Origin of the sequence: Pseudomonas sp. NPDC090203 (assembly GCF_044746765.1) — a bacterium.
In the GTDB taxonomy this organism is placed as follows: domain Bacteria; phylum Pseudomonadota; class Gammaproteobacteria; order Pseudomonadales; family Pseudomonadaceae; genus Aquipseudomonas; species Aquipseudomonas putida_AD.
Genome location: NZ_JBIVCV010000004.1, coordinates 1 through 15,791, shown reverse-complemented (window position 1 = coordinate 15,791; position 15,791 = coordinate 1). Strand labels below are relative to the sequence as shown.

14 protein-coding genes are annotated in these 15,791 nt (G+C 63.2%); 9 read left to right on the top strand and 5 right to left on the bottom strand.

Translation table 11 applies throughout. The features are described from left to right. The first annotated feature begins 13 nt into the window (after window positions 1-13). The gene (locus tag ACIPO9_RS07930) at window positions 14-1,468 is read left to right on the top strand and encodes an efflux transporter outer membrane subunit (RefSeq protein WP_400779899.1); all 1,455 of its coding nucleotides are present in this window, start codon (window positions 14-16) and stop codon (window positions 1,466-1,468) included. A gap of 185 nt (window positions 1,469-1,653) precedes the next feature. Further along, entirely contained in the window at window positions 1,654-2,592 is a 939-nt protein-coding gene (locus tag ACIPO9_RS07925) for a LysR family transcriptional regulator (RefSeq protein ID WP_400608499.1), read from the top strand. A 62-nt stretch (window positions 2,593-2,654) separates the two neighbouring features. On the opposite strand, the gene ACIPO9_RS07920 is transcribed toward ACIPO9_RS07925, so the two are convergent. After that, window positions 2,655-2,930, bottom strand: coding sequence for a DUF2790 domain-containing protein (locus tag ACIPO9_RS07920; RefSeq protein WP_400779897.1), 276 nt, complete (start codon window positions 2,928-2,930; stop codon window positions 2,655-2,657). A 250-nt stretch (window positions 2,931-3,180) separates the two neighbouring features. On the opposite strand from ACIPO9_RS07920, the gene ACIPO9_RS07915 reads away from it, so the two are divergent. After that, window positions 3,181-3,951, top strand: a complete 771-nt coding sequence (locus tag ACIPO9_RS07915) for a class I SAM-dependent methyltransferase (protein WP_400779895.1) — start codon at window positions 3,181-3,183, stop codon at window positions 3,949-3,951. Between the two features lie 122 nt (window positions 3,952-4,073). On the opposite strand, the gene ACIPO9_RS07910 is transcribed toward ACIPO9_RS07915, so the two are convergent. Further along, entirely contained in the window at window positions 4,074-5,099 is a 1,026-nt protein-coding gene (locus ACIPO9_RS07910) for a GlxA family transcriptional regulator (RefSeq protein ID WP_400608502.1), read from the bottom strand. A 115-nt stretch (window positions 5,100-5,214) separates the two neighbouring features. On the opposite strand from ACIPO9_RS07910, the gene ACIPO9_RS07905 reads away from it, so the two are divergent. Continuing rightward, window positions 5,215-5,856: an HD domain-containing protein gene (locus ACIPO9_RS07905; RefSeq protein ID WP_400779893.1), complete on the top strand. Its 642-nt coding sequence runs from the start codon at window positions 5,215-5,217 to the stop codon at window positions 5,854-5,856. Window positions 5,857-5,901: 45 nt separating this feature from the next. Continuing rightward, window positions 5,902-6,786 carry an NmrA family NAD(P)-binding protein gene (locus tag ACIPO9_RS07900; protein ID WP_400779891.1) on the top strand — a complete coding sequence of 295 codons (885 nt, stop codon included), beginning with the start codon at window positions 5,902-5,904 and terminating at the stop codon, window positions 6,784-6,786. Window positions 6,787-6,834: 48 nt separating this feature from the next. Here ACIPO9_RS07900 and ACIPO9_RS07895 read toward each other — a convergent pair whose 3' ends face one another. Together ACIPO9_RS07895 and ACIPO9_RS07890 are read right to left on the bottom strand one after the other, a co-directional pair. Next, window positions 6,835-9,027, bottom strand: a complete 2,193-nt coding sequence (locus ACIPO9_RS07895; protein WP_400779890.1) for a TonB-dependent receptor — start codon at window positions 9,025-9,027, stop codon at window positions 6,835-6,837. A gap of 184 nt (window positions 9,028-9,211) precedes the next feature. Further along, window positions 9,212-10,135, bottom strand: a complete 924-nt coding sequence (locus tag ACIPO9_RS07890) for a LysR substrate-binding domain-containing protein (RefSeq protein WP_400779888.1) — start codon at window positions 10,133-10,135, stop codon at window positions 9,212-9,214. Window positions 10,136-10,283: 148 nt separating this feature from the next. Between ACIPO9_RS07890 and ACIPO9_RS07885 the strand changes: the two genes are divergently transcribed. Continuing rightward, window positions 10,284-10,688 carry a RidA family protein gene (locus ACIPO9_RS07885; protein ID WP_400779886.1) on the top strand — a complete coding sequence of 135 codons (405 nt, stop codon included), beginning with the start codon at window positions 10,284-10,286 and terminating at the stop codon, window positions 10,686-10,688. A 242-nt stretch (window positions 10,689-10,930) separates the two neighbouring features. Here the strand turns inward: ACIPO9_RS07885 and ACIPO9_RS07880 are convergent, their stop codons facing one another. Then, window positions 10,931-11,443: a GNAT family N-acetyltransferase gene (locus ACIPO9_RS07880; protein WP_400779884.1), complete on the bottom strand. Its 513-nt coding sequence runs from the start codon at window positions 11,441-11,443 to the stop codon at window positions 10,931-10,933. 131 nt (window positions 11,444-11,574) lie between these two features. On the opposite strand from ACIPO9_RS07880, the gene ACIPO9_RS07875 reads away from it, so the two are divergent. The 3 genes from ACIPO9_RS07875 to ACIPO9_RS07865 all read left to right on the top strand — a co-directional run bounded on the left by ACIPO9_RS07875 (window position 11,575) and on the right by ACIPO9_RS07865 (window position 15,635). Beyond that, window positions 11,575-12,105 (top strand): sigma-70 family RNA polymerase sigma factor, encoded by a 531-nt coding sequence (locus ACIPO9_RS07875; RefSeq protein ID WP_400779882.1) that lies wholly within the window; start codon window positions 11,575-11,577, stop codon window positions 12,103-12,105. Further along, window positions 12,102-13,076: a FecR domain-containing protein gene (locus tag ACIPO9_RS07870; RefSeq protein ID WP_400779880.1), complete on the top strand. Its 975-nt coding sequence runs from the start codon at window positions 12,102-12,104 to the stop codon at window positions 13,074-13,076. The genes ACIPO9_RS07875 and ACIPO9_RS07870 overlap by 4 nt, the downstream gene beginning before the upstream one ends. An 87-nt stretch (window positions 13,077-13,163) precedes the next feature. After that, window positions 13,164-15,635, top strand: coding sequence for a TonB-dependent siderophore receptor (locus ACIPO9_RS07865; RefSeq protein WP_400779878.1), 2,472 nt, complete (start codon window positions 13,164-13,166; stop codon window positions 15,633-15,635). Window positions 15,636-15,791 lie beyond the last annotated feature (156 nt).

Sequence of the window (15,791 nt, the reverse complement as noted above, 5' to 3'; positions counted from 1 at the left end):
TGGAGTGTGCCCCATGAATTTCACTACCTTTTTCGCCAACAGACCACCCTTCCACACCCGCTTCGGCACCCTGTCGCTGTTCATGCTGCTCTCGGCCTGCACCGTCGGCCCCGACTTCGTGCAGCCTGAGCCGAGCACCTCGCAGCACTACGACCAACAGGCCGAAAACAGCCTTGCGAACAATGCCACCCAGCGCATCGAACCAGGCAAGGCCGTGACCGGCGACTGGTGGTCGAGCTTCAAGTCGGCAAAACTCGACCAGGTGGTGCGCCGCGCCATCGACGGCAACCTTGAACTGGTGGCCGCCGATGCAACGATTCGCCAGGCTGCCTCGTCGGTGGCCGCCGCAGAAGGCGTGTTGTATCCACAAGTGGATGTTGCCGCCCAGGGTGGCAGGCAGAAGACCCACAACGGGCCGCAGACCTCGGTCGATAATTTCTATGCCATCGGGCCGCGGGTGAGCTTCGATCTGGACGTGTTTGGCGGCAACAAGCGTCAGGTGGAAAAACAGGCTGCGTTCGCCGAATTGCAGAAGCATCGCTTCGAGGCCGCCTACCTGACCTTGACCGGCAATGTCGCCAGCCAGGCGATCCTGATCGCGTCCGCCAACGCGCAGATGGCCGCTGTCAACGATCTGCTGGCCAACGACGAGAAAAACCTCAAGCTGGTACGCATGGCCCAGGCCAGTGGCACCACCACGCAAATCGACGTGTCGCTGGCCGAAACCCGCCTGGCCCAGGACCGTACCCTGCTGCCGCCGCTGGCCCAACAGCGTGATGCGGCGCGCCATGCCATGGCGATTCTGACCGGCAAAGGCCCGGGCGACTGGAGCGCGCCGGAGTTCGCGTTCAGCGAGCTGACCCTGCCGGACAGCGTGCCTGTCAGCCTGCCGTCGGAAACCGCACACAACCGCCCGGACATCCGTCAGGCCGAAGCGCAACTGCACATGGCCAGCGCCGACATCGGTATGGCGACTGCCAACCTGTATCCGCACGTCGAGCTATCGGCGGCGCTGCTGCAGTCGGCCTCAGGCAACGGCGGTGCCGCGCTGTGGGGGTTGGCCGCCGGGCTGACCGCGCCGATCTTCAGCGGCGGCACCCTTGAGGCAGAGCGTCAGGCAGCGGTGGACGGCTACAAGGCGACACTCGCCGGGTACCAGCAGACGGTCATTACCTCGTTCGGCCAGGTCGCCGACACGCTGCAGGCCATCAACCATGACGCCGAGCAGTTCCAGGCTCAGGACGACGCCTTGCGCTCGGCCCAGACCAGCCTGCGTCTGAATCAACAGGCCTACGCCCAGGGCGAGAGCAGCGTGTTGCAAGTGCTGGAAGCCGAACGCGCCTATGAACAGGCGTTGCTGGGGCAGATCCGCGTGAAAACCTCCCAGTATTTGGACACCGTACGCCTGTTCGTGGCGCTGGGCGGCAACTCGGTCGGCGTGTTCGACAAGCGCAACGCCAGCCGTTGAGTCAATCCCAATAACGCCACGCCGGCAGGCGCACCATCAATCCCGTAGCAGCACGGCTTGCCGGCGGGGGCGGCCTTGAGATCGCCCCCGCCGGCAAGCCGTGCTGCTACGGGTTCGGGGCAGGCTAAGATTTACCGGCATCCCAGACTTCCACGTATCGCCCCTCACCTTCCAAGGCCAGAACGATGGACACCTTCCAGACCATGCGTTGCTTCATCGCCGTCGCCCAGAGCGGCAGCTTCACTGCGGCAGCGGCGCTGCTCGACACCACCACGACCAACGTTTCCAAAGCCGTCTCAAGCCTTGAAGCGCGTCTGCAAACCCGCCTGATCAACCGCACCACCCGCCGCCTGGCCCTCACTGAAGCAGGCATCCGCTACCTGCAACGCTGCGAGCAGATCATCGATCAGTTGCGCGAAGCCGATGAAGAAGCCGGCACCGCCCACGTCAAACCCTCGGGGCGGCTGAAGATCCACAGCATGTCAGCCATCGGCAACCATTACGTGATCAACGCGATTGCCGCCTACCGGGAAATCCACCCGACGGTGATGTTCGACCTGACGCTGACCAACCGCGTCCCCGACTTGCTCGAAGAAGGCTACGACATGTCCATCGTACTGGCCCGGGACCTGCCCGACTCAGGCTTCGTGGCCCAACGCCTGGGCATCACCTACAGCATCCTGTGTGCCTCGCCGGCTTACCTGAGCAAGCGCGGCGTGCCGGGTACGCCTGATGAACTGGGCACCCATGACTGCCTGCGCATCGTCAACACGGTGATGCCGGCTGAATGCTGGTCATTCGATGGGCCGCAGGGCGTGCAGAACGTCAACGTGCCGGTGTCGCCACTGCACCTGAATACCGCAGACGGCATGACCATCGCGATAAAGAACGGAATGGGAATAGGCGTACAACCGATTGCATCGGCCGTGGAGGGATTGAAGGCGGGGACTTTGCTCAGGGTATTGCCGGATTACCATCTGGAAGAGTTGAATCTTTATGCGATCTACCCGTCGAGAAAGTTCGTCGATGCCAAGATAAAGACCTGGGTCGAGTTTCTGAAAAGTTCGATTCCCGATCGGCTGGCAGCCGATGAAAAAGTGGCGGGGTCTGGCAGAAAGCGTTGAGTGAACTGTTTAGTGAGTCGTGGCGGGTATGGAGTGTCGACCCTCCATCGTGCCCACCTGGATCAACCGTTCGAGCAACCGGTACCCATGACCTGATATTCAACGGTGTGACGCTGTCCCTGGGAGTCCTCGTAGGTCATCCGCACCGGCAGCGGGCCGCCGCAGGCATCGGAGATATCGGTCATCTCGATGACTTTCTTGATGTCCAGTCTGGTCTGGTACGTGTAGGTTTCAGCCGCAGGTTTTTCGGCAGTTTCAGCGGTGTGCGCGGCGTCGGCAAATGCCGGTGCGAACATGCCGCCCATGACCATGAACAGGGCAATTTTCGAGAAGCTCATTTCATTCACCTTATCGCTGGAAAGTTGAGACTGAAGTGTCGGTACTTGCGGGAGCGCTACTTCTGACTTGATCTGTTTGCAGCTCCGTTGAGAGCGATACTAGGCAGTTGCGCTGGCCTCAAACAGCAGGCAACTCGACAAAGACTGTTGACGAATTCGCGATCAATCCCACGCGCGGTCGGGTGCTCGATTCGGGGGAATCTGGCGCATAATCCCCTGGCCATTTTTTCCGCACGGAGGATCGCCGACGATGACGCTCGTTCACAAAGCCGCTCAAGTGGGGTTTTCGACTCAGGCCGGGACTTACAGCCAGGGCCGCCCGGACTATCCGCAGGAAATCAGCAACTGGCTGACCGACACCCTGGGCATCGACGGGCAATCGGTGGTGGCCGATCTGGGAGCGGGCACCGGCAAGTTCAGCCGCCTGCTGGTGCCACTGGCCCAGGAAGTGATCGGCATCGAGCCTGTGGAGGCGATGCGCCTGGAATTTGCCCAGGCGCTGCCCGGCGTCAAGGTTCTGGAAGGCACCGCACAGGACATTCCCCTGGCCGATGGCACGGTGGACGCGGTGCTCTGCGCCCAGGCCTTTCACTGGTTCGCCAACAGCGCAGCCCTGGCGCAGATTCATCGAGTACTCAAACCCGGTGGGCGGCTGGGGCTGGTGTGGAACGTGCGCGATGAATCGGTGGACTGGGTCGCCGAAATCACGCGCATCATCACCCCGTATGAAGGCGATACCCCGCGCTTTCACACTGGCGAGTGGCGACGTCCGTTCGATGGAAAACTGTTCTCGCAGCCACAGGTGACCTGCCTGCCGTACAGCCATACGGGGCCTGCCGAGACGGTCATCATGAACCGCTTCCTGTCAGTGAGTTTCATCGCCGCCTTGCCGGACGCCGACAAAGCACTGGTGACCGAGCAACTGCGCGAACTGATCCACACCCACCCGGCCCTGCGAGGCCGCGACAGCATCGACTTCCCGTACCAGACCCAGGCGTATGTGTGCCGAAGAGCGGGTTAACCGATACCTGTGGGAGCGGGCTTGCCCGCGAAGGCAGTGGGTCAGAGATCATCAATGTCAGGACCGACGCCTTCGCGGGCTAGCCCGCTCCCACAGGGATATGGGGCTGCCGATAGCAGCCGCTAAGCCCAGGCCTGAGACCTGACCGGCGCAAAACGCATTGCGTACTCCCGAGGTGTCACGCCCAGCCGGCGGACGAACACCTTGCGCAACACATCGACGCTGCCATAGCCACAGCGCCGTGCCACCTCCTCCACCGAGCGCTCACCCAGCTCGAACGCGCGGCGCGCCGCCTCCAGTCGAACGTCCTCGACGTACTTGGCCGGCGTGGTATTCAGGTCCCGCTGGAACATGCGGATCAAGGTCCTGACACTGGTGGACATGCGGTCGGCCAAAAGCTCGACGGTGATATCCGTCTGCAGATGCTCACCAATCCACAAGCACAATGCCTGGAGCGCCGAATCGGTGGCGTGCTGGGATTGCAGGGTCGCGCTGAACTGCGCCTGGCCGCCCGGACGACGCAGGAACAGCACCAGGTGCCTGGCGATTTGCAGCGCGATGCGGTCGCCCAGGTCCTCGCTCACCAGTGCCAGCGCCAGATCGACACCCGCCGAGATCCCCGCCGAGGTATAGACGTTGCCATCCTTGATCCAGATCGGATCGGCATCCACCAGCACCTTGGGGAAGCGCTCAGCCAGCGCCTGCGCAACGCCCCAGTGGGTGGTTGCGCGGCGCCCGTCCAGCAACCCTGCCCCGGCCAGCGCGAAGGCCGCCACGCAGATCGAACACACACGGCGGATCTGGCCTGCGCGCTGCCCGATCCAGGCCAGCACCTCGGGGTCCAGCACCCTGTCAGGGTCCCAGCCGGTGGCGACGATCAGGGTATCGATGGGCAGGTCATCCAGCCGCTCCTGGGCGAGGGTCTTGTGGGCCATCAGCGCAATGCCGGTGGCGCTTTGCAACTGGACTTCGGCCGAGGCAGAGATGAGCTCAAGGCGATAGGGCTCAGCACCGTCACTTGACCGGTTGGCGACGGCGAACACCTCTGCCGGGCCGATCACATCCAGTGCGTCCACCGGCGGCAGGCCCAGGATCACCACCCTTCTTTGCGGATGGCTCGCGCGGCGCGTGCGGGTTGGCGTGTTCATGGTCGGCTCCGGGGAGGATGGAAAACGCATCTTGTCACTAATCGACTGAAAATAGTCAATTATGACAACGGCAAGTCCTTAGATTGGAGACATCTCCTCTCACCGGAATCTTGCCATGAGCACTCTCATCACCCTCGGCGGCCTCAAGGCCCCGGATTCGGAACTGACCCGCAAGGCTGCGTCACTGGTCCAGCGCGTTCACTCACCTGCGTTGCTCAATCACGTGCATCGCACCTGGTGGTTCGCTGATTTTCTCGGCCAGAAACGCGGGTTCAGATATGACCGCGAAGTGGTCTACCTTGCCGCGCTGATGCACGACCTGGGGCTGACCGAGGCGTTTGCCGCCGACCAGCGCTTCGAAGTCGATGGCGCCGACGCCGCCAGCCGCTTCCTGCTCGACAACGGCTATGCCGACGCCAAGGCGCAACTGGTCTGGGACGCCATCGCCCTGCACTCCAGTGCCGGCATTGCCGATCGCAAGCAGGCGGAAATCGCCCTGATTTTCATGGGTGCCCACGTGGACGTCATGGGCCTGTTCATCGACGAAATCACCCCCTCGCTGATCGACGACACCCTGGCCCTGTACCCACGCCTGGGCATGAAGGCAGCGTTCACCCAGGCCGTGGCCGAGGTGGCGCGCAAGAAGCCGCACACGGCCATCGGTACCGGCCTTGGCGACGTCGCTCGCCGGCACATCCACGGCTTCGACTGCCCCAATGTCTGCGACCTGATCGACAACGCCCCCTTCGACAGCTGACCGATGACTCACGCCTCTTCTCGCCCGCTTACTGGAGATTCACTCATGCAGCGCAAATACCTCATTACCGCCGCCACCGGCAAAACCGGTGTCCACACCGTTCGCCACCTGCTCGACGCCGGGCATGCCGTGCGCGCCTTCGTCCACAAGGAAGACGCGCGCAGCGCGGCACTGCGCGAACTGGGTGCGGAAATCTTCGTCGGTGACCTGCTCCAACACGACGATGTCATCCAGGCTATGCAGGGCGTAAACGGCGCCTACCTGTGTTTCCCGGTGAGCCCCGGCTACATCCAGGCCACCGCCTATTTTGCCGACGCTGCACGCCGCGCCGGTGTGGAAGTGGTGATCGAAATGTCGCAAATCTCCGCCCGCGAAGACTCGAAAAGCCATGCCGCCCGCGACCACTGGATCGCCGAGCGGGTGCTGGACTGGTCCGGCGTGCCGACCGTGCACATTCGCCCGACCTTCTTCAGCGAGTGGCTGACCTTCCCGTGGGTGAGCGATCACATCGTCAAGGACAACCGCATCACCCTGCCCTACGGCGCCGGTCGCCACGCGCCGATTGCCGCTGAAGACCAGGCCCGGCTGATTGCCGCCGTGCTGAGCGATCCGCAACCGCACATCGGCAAGACTTACCCGCTGTTCGGGCCGGTGGAAATGGATTACAAGCAGATCGCCGAGGAACTCAGCGCAGTGCTGGGCCGCACCATCACCTATACCCCGTCGACACTTGAGCAGTATCGCGAAAACCTTGAGTCCTATGGCCTGCCGGCGTTCCTGATCCAGCATTTTCTGGAGGTGGCGGTGGATTACCAGAACGGTATCTTTGCCGGGGCCGATGGTGAAGAAAGCCCCATCGAGCGCGTCACAGGCAAGGCGCCGCAAACGGTACGAGCATTCGTCGAGGCTAACCGCGAAGTATTCGGGTAACACAGCAAGACACCTGCAGGCCGACGGCCTGCAGGTGATGGGGCGGGATCAGAAATCGATGGTGCCGGAGAACTTCACCAGGCGCGGGTCGCCCTGGCTCAGGTAGCCGCCATTGGCCGATGCCCAGTAGTTCTTGTCGGTAATGTTTTCCACGTTCACGCGCAGGGTCAGGTCCTTCTGGTCGACCTTGAACTTGTACCGGGCACCTGCATCGAAGCGGTTCCACGTCGGCAGGCTGAGGTTGTTGGCCTGATCGGCGTACTGGCCGCCAGTGCGCAGCATGCGTGCGCTGAGTGCTGCGCCTTCAAGCCCCGGAATGTCCCAGTCGACACTGGCGTTGAGCTGGAAGTTTGGTACGCCGATGGCATGGTTGCCGTCGTTGGTGCCGCCCGCGGTCTTTTTCAGTTCCGACGTCATGCGGGTGCCGCCCGCCATCAGGCGCAGGCCTTCGACCGGCTCGCCGAACACGCTCAGCTCGATGCCTTTGTTGACCTGCTCGCCGTCCCGTACGTACAGGGCGCGGGTGGCGTCGACGTAACCATCGGTAGGTTTTTCGATGCGGAACACGCCCAGGTTGGCACCGAAGGTCTGCATGTCCAGCTTGATGCCGGCTTCCAGCTGTTTGGTGCGGCCCGGCGGGAAGGCTTCGCCCAGGTTGGTGATGTTGGTACCGGACGCCACCGGCCCCTGGGCCAGGCCCTCGATGCGGTTGGCGTAGAGCGAGACAGTGTCGGTCGGTTTGTAGACGATGCCGTACACCGGCGTGGTGATGGATTCGTCGTATAGCGATTTCCGGCTACCGTCGTTCGCCGGGTTGGCTGTGCCGTTGAAGGTGCTGCCATCGTACAGATAGTTCTCCACGCGCAACTGCTGGCGGCGAACGCCGTAGGTCAGCAGCAGGGTGTCGTCGAACAAGCCGAACGTGTCGGACACCGCCAGGCTGCGGTTGCGGGTTTTGCCGGTGACACCTGGATCACCCATGTCGCCGCCAGTCAGGTAGGCATCAGTAGGTTTGGGCAGCGACGGTGTGTGGTAGATATTTGTATTGCCAGTGGTTGGCCTGTAAAAAGTGTATGCGTTTTCCTGCTGGGTCCAGATAGTCGACGCACCGATCGCGATCTGGTGGCTGACCGGGCCAGTCTCAAAACGCCCGTTCAATCCTGCGGCAAAGGTAGTGTTGTCTTCATTGTGAGGAATCTCCGAGCCGCTGACAGTCGCCAGGCCGCTATTGCCCACCAGCGTCGGCGTGCCGTAGACGCCGGTTTCCCGAGTGTGCTTGGCGCCACCGGCGAGGTAGGCCGTCCAGCTGTCGGAGAGGTCCCAGTCACCGCGCATCATGCCGAAGGTGTCTTCGGTCTCGGTGTAGGTCCAGTCCTGGCCGTAGTTGTGGCCGGCATGGGGCGCGGTCGGGATCTCTGTAGCCGTGCCCAGTTGCACGGTGTTGCGCAGGCCGTTGATGCGCTGCTTCTGGTAGCCGAAGTCGGTGGACACGCGGAAGTTGTCGCCACGGTAATCCAGACCCGCGACGAACAGCTTGGTGCGCTGGTCTTCGTCATGGATGGCCGTCTCGCCTTCGCGCTGGCTGAGGTTGAGCCGCGCGCCGAAGCGATTGTCTTCACCGAAGCGCTGCCCCAGGTCCAGGTGCTCGCCGATGCGGCCATCGGTGGTGATGTCCTGGGTGTACCGCCGAATCGGCGTATCGCCCGCGCGCTTGGGCTGCAGGTTCACGCCGCCGCCAAGACCGCTGCCGGTGGGGCTGACGCCGTTGATGAAAGCGTTCGGTCCCTTGAACACTTCCACGCGCTCCACGGCATCGGTGGAGAGGATCTGGCGCGGCAACACGCCGTACAGGCCGTTGTAGGAAATGTCGTCGCCGCTGAGCGGCAGGCCGCGAATCACGAATACCTGGGACTGGTTGCCGAAGCCGTAGGACTGGCGCACCGATGGGTCGTTGAGCAGTACGTCGCCCACGTCTTCGGCCTGCTGGTCCTCGATCAGCTTGGAGGTGTAGCTGGTCATGGTGAACGGTACGTTCATGTTGTCCTGGTTGCCCAGCACGCCCATCTGCCCGCCACGGGCCACCTGACCGCCGGCGAAGGCTTCGGGCAGCGTGTTGGAGTTGGTCTTGATGGCGTCTGCGTTGACGTCGGTGGCGCCGAGTTCGAGGGTATCGGCGGCGTGAGCGGCAACGCTCAGGGAACAGCATATTGCGAGCAACGTAGGACGTGACGGGAACATCATGGAGCGAATCACCTGCGCGAACTTAAGGAGGATGATGGCTGCCTCCCTGGCAATGCGACTCATTAGCAGGCGCGGACATTACCAGATGTAATTGCAAATTGTTATCACCTGTTTACAATTTTTTCACATTTTCCGACGTTCGCGAGGGATGCTTGTAAAGCCTGATCCAGAGGCTTAGGACGGCTCACGAAGGCTTGGTGATGACTGACTCGTGGCGTTCCATCAACTCCACCACCCAGTCGATGAACACCCGCAACTTGAGGCTGATGTGGCGGTTGGGCGGGTACGCCAGGAACATCGGCATCACGTCCAGTTGCCAGTCCTCGAAGAGCCGCACCAGTTCGCCGCGCTCAAGGGCCTCGGTCGCCATGTACCTGGGCAGCCAGAGCACGCCCATGCCGGCTATGCCCGCAGTGATGTAGGCGTTGCCGTCGTCGACCGTCAGCACCGGGCGGCCCTGCACCTGCAGGGTTTCGTCGTCGCGCTGCATGGCCATCGGGAACAGCTTGCCGGTGCGTGCCCAGCGGTAGCCGACGATGCGGTGATGGGAGTTTTCCAGAGCACGGGGATGCGCCGGCGTTCCAGCCCTTTGCAGGTAATCCGGCGAGGCGTAGACACCCAGTTGCAGGTCGCCGATGCGGCGGGCCATCAGCGATTGATCGGTCAGTTCGCCGCCGCGCACCACGCAATCGACGTTCTCCCCGATCAGGTCGACCCGGCGATCGCTCACGCCCAGATCGATCTGGATATCGGGGTAGCGGGCGTGAAAATCCGGGAGGCCAGGGATCAGTATGGTTCGCGCAAACGGACTGGGCACGTCCACCCGCAGGCGCCCACGCGGCACGACGGAGGCGCTGGAGAGGCTGGTTTCGGCGTCGTCCATATCTGCCAGCACCCGCACTGCGCGCTCGTAATAGGCCGCGCCGTCGGCGGTAACGTTGACCTTGCGCGTGGTGCGGTTGAGCAGTCTGACCCGCAGGCGCGCTTCCAGTTGCTGGATCAACTGGGTGACGCTGGTCTTGCTCATGTGCAGCGTGGTCGCGGCCTTGGTGAAGCTGCCGGTTTCAACCACCCGGACGAAGGCCTGCATCGCGTCGAAACGGTCCATGACGACTCCGAAATTGAAGGGGATTGTTTGCCAATGATTGTTTGGAAAACGCAAACAGTGCTGAACAAGGTTGCTCGTTTATCCGTCCGGCGCAAGGCCTTTAGAGTGGCTCCATCGTTTTTATTCGATCCCTTGATGGAGGCTTCACATGACTGTTCGCGACGTTGTTTTCCCGCCTGGCCGCCAGGCGCTTTACGAACGCAATCGCTATTCGCCGGCGATCAGATCCAATGGGCTGTTGTTCGTTTCCGGGCAGGTCGGCAGCCGTGAAGATGGCTCGCCGGAGCCCGAACTCAAGGCTCAGGTGCGCCGGGCGTTCGACAATCTGAATGCGATTCTGCACGAGGCGGGTTGTACCTTTGATGATGTTATCGATGTGACGGTGTTCATGGTCGATCCACAGGTGCGCTTCGAGGAGATCTGGGGGGTGGTTCAGGAGTTCTGGGGCCAGGCGCCTTATCCGACGGTGACGGCTGTGGGGGTGACCTGGTTGTATGGGTATGATTTCGAGATCAAGGTGATTGCGAAATTGCCGGAAAGAGCCGCAGCCTGACCGCGACGTGCGGGAGGTAAGAAGACACAAACCCCGTAGCAGCACGGCTTGCCGGCGGGAGCGTCCTTGAGATCGCCGACGCCGGCAAGCCGGACTGCTACGGGTGGGGGGTGCATCTGTAGGAGCGCGCTTGCCCGCGACCGCGGTGTGTCAGACACAAATAGTGGGCAGACACACCGCAGTCGCGGGCAAGCGCGCTCCTACGGTTGTGTGAACGCCGAAAACCATGGAACCCCGCATGCCTATGGTCGTGCGCGATACACCAGGCTGGCCGCCTGCCCCGGTACGTCGTCCAGGGTGTCGATGCGTTGCATGCCGACTTTCTCCAGCACGCGGATCGAGGCTTCGTGGGCGGGTCGGACCACGGCATAGATCTCGGGCACTTGAAGTTCGATGAAGCCGTAATCAAGCGCCGCCTGGCTCAGTTCGGTTGCAAAGCCCTGCCCCCAGGCCTGCACCGCGAAGCGGTAACCTAGGTTCAGCCGCTCGACCTCCAGGTATTTGCGCGCGTCGATGCCGCCAAAGCCGATCACCTCAAGGGGCGACTCGCGGGTGGAGATTGCCCATTGCCCGTACCCCTTGGCCTGCCAGTGCGCCAACCAGCCATCGAGCAGCGACTGCGCCTGTTCGATGCGCGTGAGCGGTCCTGACGGGTTGAAGCGGTTGGTCGCCGGATCGCCGTAGATCGCGAACAGGCTGGCCACATCGTCCTGGGTCGGCGCTCGCAGGAACAATCGATCGGTGGTTCTGGGCATTGCTGTACCCCTAAGGTTTGCATGCCTTGCACTGTATAGCGGGTACGGTCGGGTCGTCAGCATTTGCCGTGACGAAAGCAACTCGCATATGATATCGAATCTCATTTACCGTCATTTGTGTACCCGCCTCCATGGCCTCGCCCAATTCCGCACAACTCACCGCCCTCTACGAGCAGCAGCATCGCTGGCTGCGCAGTTGGCTGTTCCGTCAGTTGGACTGCTCGCAGCGCGCTGCCGACCTGATGCAGGACACGTTCATGCGCCTGCTGCTGACAGAGGACGTGCTGGAAGTCCGCGAGCCTCGGCCGTTCCTGGCCAAGGTCGCGCGCAGCGTGCTGTCCAATCACTACCGTCGGGCCCGGCTGGAGAAGGCGTATCTGCAAACCCTGCAAGACGACCCGCAAGCGCTGGTGCCGGACCTGGCCACGCAACTGATCCTGTTCGAAACCCTGGTGCAACTGGACGAAGCCCTGTCGCAGCTGGACGTTCCAGTTCGCCAGGCGTTTCTCTGGTCGCAACTGGACGGCCTGAGCCACGGTGAAATCGCCGAGCGTCTGGACATCTCGATTGCCACGGTCAAGCGGCACATCGTGAAGGCCGGGGCGCGTTGCCTGATGATTGCCTCGCCTGCATCGGCCTGCTCAGAGCCAGCCTGGTCATGACCCAGGAAACGCTGCCCCTGGAGGTGTGCGAAAAAGCCATGGAGTGGTGGCTGGAAATCAACTCACTGGACGTCGATCCACGAACAGTGGCGGCGTTCCACCGTTGGCGCAATGAAACCCGTCTTCACGACATCGCCTGGCAGCGGGCTGAGGCCTTGGCCGGGCAGATGCAGGCGTTCCGTCAGGCGGGTGACTCAGGGCTGGCCAAGCGCGCCTTGCTCTCGCCGGAGCGCTCAGGCATCAGCCGACGCCGAGCGATCAAGGGTCTGGGACTGTTGCTGGCCGCCGGGGCCACGGCCTGGACGGCGCGGGACACGAGCCTGGCCCAGCGCTTCACGGCGGACTACAGCACCGGTGTCGGCGAACAGCGCAAAGTGTCGTTGAGCAGTGAAATCGAGCTTGCCCTCAACACCCGCACCGCCATCGACGTGCAGCAGCGCAACAACCAGTGGCAGATAGACCTGCTGCGCGGGGAAGTGCTGATCGAAACCCGTGCCACCGCCGGGCTGCTGATGCGCATGGCCGGCATCGAGGCGAAGGCGACGACCGCTCAGTTCAGCACCCGGCTGTTCGACAACGGCAGCACATTGCTGTCGGTCTACAAAGGGTCGCTGCAGGTCAGCACCGGCCAGGGCCGGGACACCACCCTGCTCGATCAGGGCCAGCAGGCACGCTTCTCACCCCATGCACTGCTTGAGCGCCACCCGCTTGAACAACGCTCGGCGCCATGGGCCGAGGGCATGATCGTCGCCCACGGCCAGCCGCTGGAAGCGTTTCTGCAAGACCTGGGGCGGTATCGCTACGGCCACCTGAGTTGCGACCCGGCCCTGGCCCGATTGCGCGTCTGGGGCACCTATCCTCTGGCCGACAGCGATCAGGTCATCGACGCGGTGGCCGACACCCTCAAGCTTGAGGTACAGCGTTTTACCCGGCTGTGGGTGAAGCTGCGCCGGCCCGAACGCACCGCCTAGAAAATAAAGTGCGCCCGCGATGAGCCGTTTCGAAATCTGGCGAGACTCATAGGCCAGACATCAGCATTCGAAAGGAAACGGCAACCCATGCACTCGCGCCACACTTCATCGCTTCTGGCTCCCTCCTCCCTCTCGGCAATCAGCGGCATCGCTCAGGTCTGTGCGGCGATGGCCACCATTACCCTGCCGGGCTGGGCGCTGGCCGAAGACAGCAGCATCAGCCACTACGACATTCCGGCAGCGCCGCTGGCCAGCGCGCTCAATCAGTTCGGCCAGCAGGCGCGGCTGTTGCTGTCGTTTCCGGAGGACGTGGTCGCAGGCCGCATGAGCCACCCGGTCAAGGGTGACTACAGCGCCGAAAGCGCCCTGCAGTTGCTGCTGCAAGGCAGCCAGATCGTCGCCGTGCGTTTGCCCGATGGACGCTACAGCTTCCAGCGGGCTGCCGATTCGTCGGCCATGCAACTGCAAGCCACCTCCATCTCCGGCATGGCGCTGGGGCTGACCACCGAAGGCACGGGCTCCTACACCACCGGCGCGACGACCACCGCCATCAAACTGCCGTTGACCCTGCGCGAAACGCCGCAATCGGTGACCGTCGTGACTCGCCAGCAAATCGATGACCACGGCGCCCAGGACATCGGCGACGTGTTGCGCAACACCCCCGGTATCTCTCGCCAGGCCTATGACAGCGAGCGCATGGAATATTCGGCGCGGGGGTTTGCCATCACCAACTACCAGTACGACGGCGTCAACACCATCTATGACGGGGTGTACGACGAAGGCACCACCCACGTGGACATGGCGACCATCGACCGCGTGGAGGTCATCAAGGGTGCCACAGGGTTGATGACCGGTTCGGGCGATCCCTCGGCAACGGTCAACCTGGTGCGCAAGAAACCCACCCGCGACTTCAAGGCCTCGGTCAGCGGCAGCGTCGGTTCCTGGGATGCCTACCGCACCGAGGCCGATGTATCCGGATCGCTCAACGACAGCGGCAGCGTGCGCGGCCGAGTCGTGGGTGCCTACCAGGACCGCCACTCCTACCAGGACCACTACTCGCAGAAGAAAGACCTGTTCTACGGCGTACTCGAAGCCGACCTGACGCCCGACACCACCCTCACCTTTGGCATCGATCAACAAAGCGTGACGCCGCGTGGCTCGACCTGGACCGGCAACCCGGTGTACTACGCCGACGGCACACGAACAAATTTCTCCCGCAGCTTCAACCCCGGCGCCGACTGGAGCCGTCGCGACTTCGACTCGCTGGCCTACTTCGCCAACCTTGAACAGACGCTGGCCAACGACTGGAAACTCAAGCTCAGCCTGGACCAGAAAACCACCGACCACGACACCCGCCTGGCATCGGCCAGCGGCGGCAACCCGGACCCGCTCACCGGCGAAGGGATGTTTCTGTACTGGGGTCGCTGGGAAGGTCATCGGGTGCAGAACACCGCCGACATCAACGTCTCGGGCCCCTTCACCCTGGGCGGTCGCGAGCATGAACTGGTTGCCGGGGTCATGGCCTCGCACTCTCGCCAGACCGGCGCCACTTTCGACACCTCGGCCTTCAGCGAAGTCCCAGGCAGCATCTTCAACTGGGACGGCCACCTGGCCGAACAGGACTTCCCCAAGAACGGCAAGTACGAACGCACCCAGAGCCAGAACGGTGTGTACCTGGCCACGCGCCTGCGCCCGACCGACGATCTGTCGCTGATCCTGGGCGGACGCCTGAGCACCTTCAAATACAACGAGGACTACCGCTACAACCCCGGCAGCGGCATCGATGACACCCATGCCAGCTACAAGGAACACGGGGTGTTCACGCCCTACGCCGGGGTGGTGTATGACCTGGACGACACCTACTCGCTGTACGCCAGCTACACCTCGATCTACCAGCCGCAGGTCTACAAGGATGCCAACGGCTCGACCCTGGCGCCGATGGAAGGCAACGCCTATGAAACCGGGATCAAGGCGGCGTACCTGGATGGCCGGGTCAACGCCAGCCTTGCGCTGTTCCGCATCGAACAGGACAACGTCGCCGAATCCATCGGCACCAACCCCGTGACCAACGAAGGCATCTACAAGGCCATCGACGGCGCGACCACCAAGGGCGTGGAACTGGAGCTGGCCGGGGAAATCCTCGAGGGCTGGAATATGTCGGCGGGCTACACCTACGCCCGCACCCGCGACGCCGACGATCAGCGCATCTTCGGCTACCCGCTGACTACCACCAAGCCGGAACACGTGGCACGGGTCTTCACCAGCTATCGCCTGCCCGGCGCGCTGGACAAGGTCACGGTCGGCGGCGGGATCAGCTGGCAGAGCGGCTTCTACGGTCAGATCTACAGCAACGCCGCAGGCGACTACACCCGCATCAGGCAAGGCGGCTACAGCCTGGTCGACCTGATGAGCCGCTACCAGTACAACGAGCACCTGAGCTTCACGGTCAACGCCAACAACGTGCTGGACAAGCGCTACCTCAGCGGCCTGGGGAATTTCGACACCAGCTACTACGGCGAGCCGCGCAACCTGATGCTTACCAGCCGCTGGGATTTCTGATCCGGCAACAATTCACTCTGTAGCAGTCCGGCCGGGGGGGGGGGGGGGGGGGGGGGGCGGGGGGGGGGGGGGGGGGCGGGCGGCCCCCCCCCCCCCCCCCCGGGGGGGGGGGGGGGGGGGGGGGGGGGCACCCCCCCCCCCCCCCCCCACACCCGG

Coding starts and splice junctions, on each gene's coding strand:
- ACIPO9_RS07930 (WP_400779899.1), top strand. CDS start 14: ATGAATTTCACTACCTTTTTCGCCAACAGACCACCCTTCCACACCCGC.
- ACIPO9_RS07925 (WP_400608499.1), top strand. CDS start 1,654: ATGGACACCTTCCAGACCATGCGTTGCTTCATCGCCGTCGCCCAGAGC.
- ACIPO9_RS07920 (WP_400779897.1), bottom strand. CDS start 2,930: ATGAGCTTCTCGAAAATTGCCCTGTTCATGGTCATGGGCGGCATGTTC.
- ACIPO9_RS07915 (WP_400779895.1), top strand. CDS start 3,181: ATGACGCTCGTTCACAAAGCCGCTCAAGTGGGGTTTTCGACTCAGGCC.
- ACIPO9_RS07910 (WP_400608502.1), bottom strand. CDS start 5,099: ATGAACACGCCAACCCGCACGCGCCGCGCGAGCCATCCGCAAAGAAGG.
- ACIPO9_RS07905 (WP_400779893.1), top strand. CDS start 5,215: ATGAGCACTCTCATCACCCTCGGCGGCCTCAAGGCCCCGGATTCGGAA.
- ACIPO9_RS07900 (WP_400779891.1), top strand. CDS start 5,902: ATGCAGCGCAAATACCTCATTACCGCCGCCACCGGCAAAACCGGTGTC.
- ACIPO9_RS07895 (WP_400779890.1), bottom strand. CDS start 9,027: ATGATGTTCCCGTCACGTCCTACGTTGCTCGCAATATGCTGTTCCCTG.
- ACIPO9_RS07890 (WP_400779888.1), bottom strand. CDS start 10,135: ATGGACCGTTTCGACGCGATGCAGGCCTTCGTCCGGGTGGTTGAAACC.
- ACIPO9_RS07885 (WP_400779886.1), top strand. CDS start 10,284: ATGACTGTTCGCGACGTTGTTTTCCCGCCTGGCCGCCAGGCGCTTTAC.
- ACIPO9_RS07880 (WP_400779884.1), bottom strand. CDS start 11,443: ATGCCCAGAACCACCGATCGATTGTTCCTGCGAGCGCCGACCCAGGAC.
- ACIPO9_RS07875 (WP_400779882.1), top strand. CDS start 11,575: ATGGCCTCGCCCAATTCCGCACAACTCACCGCCCTCTACGAGCAGCAG.
- ACIPO9_RS07870 (WP_400779880.1), top strand. CDS start 12,102: ATGACCCAGGAAACGCTGCCCCTGGAGGTGTGCGAAAAAGCCATGGAG.
- ACIPO9_RS07865 (WP_400779878.1), top strand. CDS start 13,164: ATGCACTCGCGCCACACTTCATCGCTTCTGGCTCCCTCCTCCCTCTCG.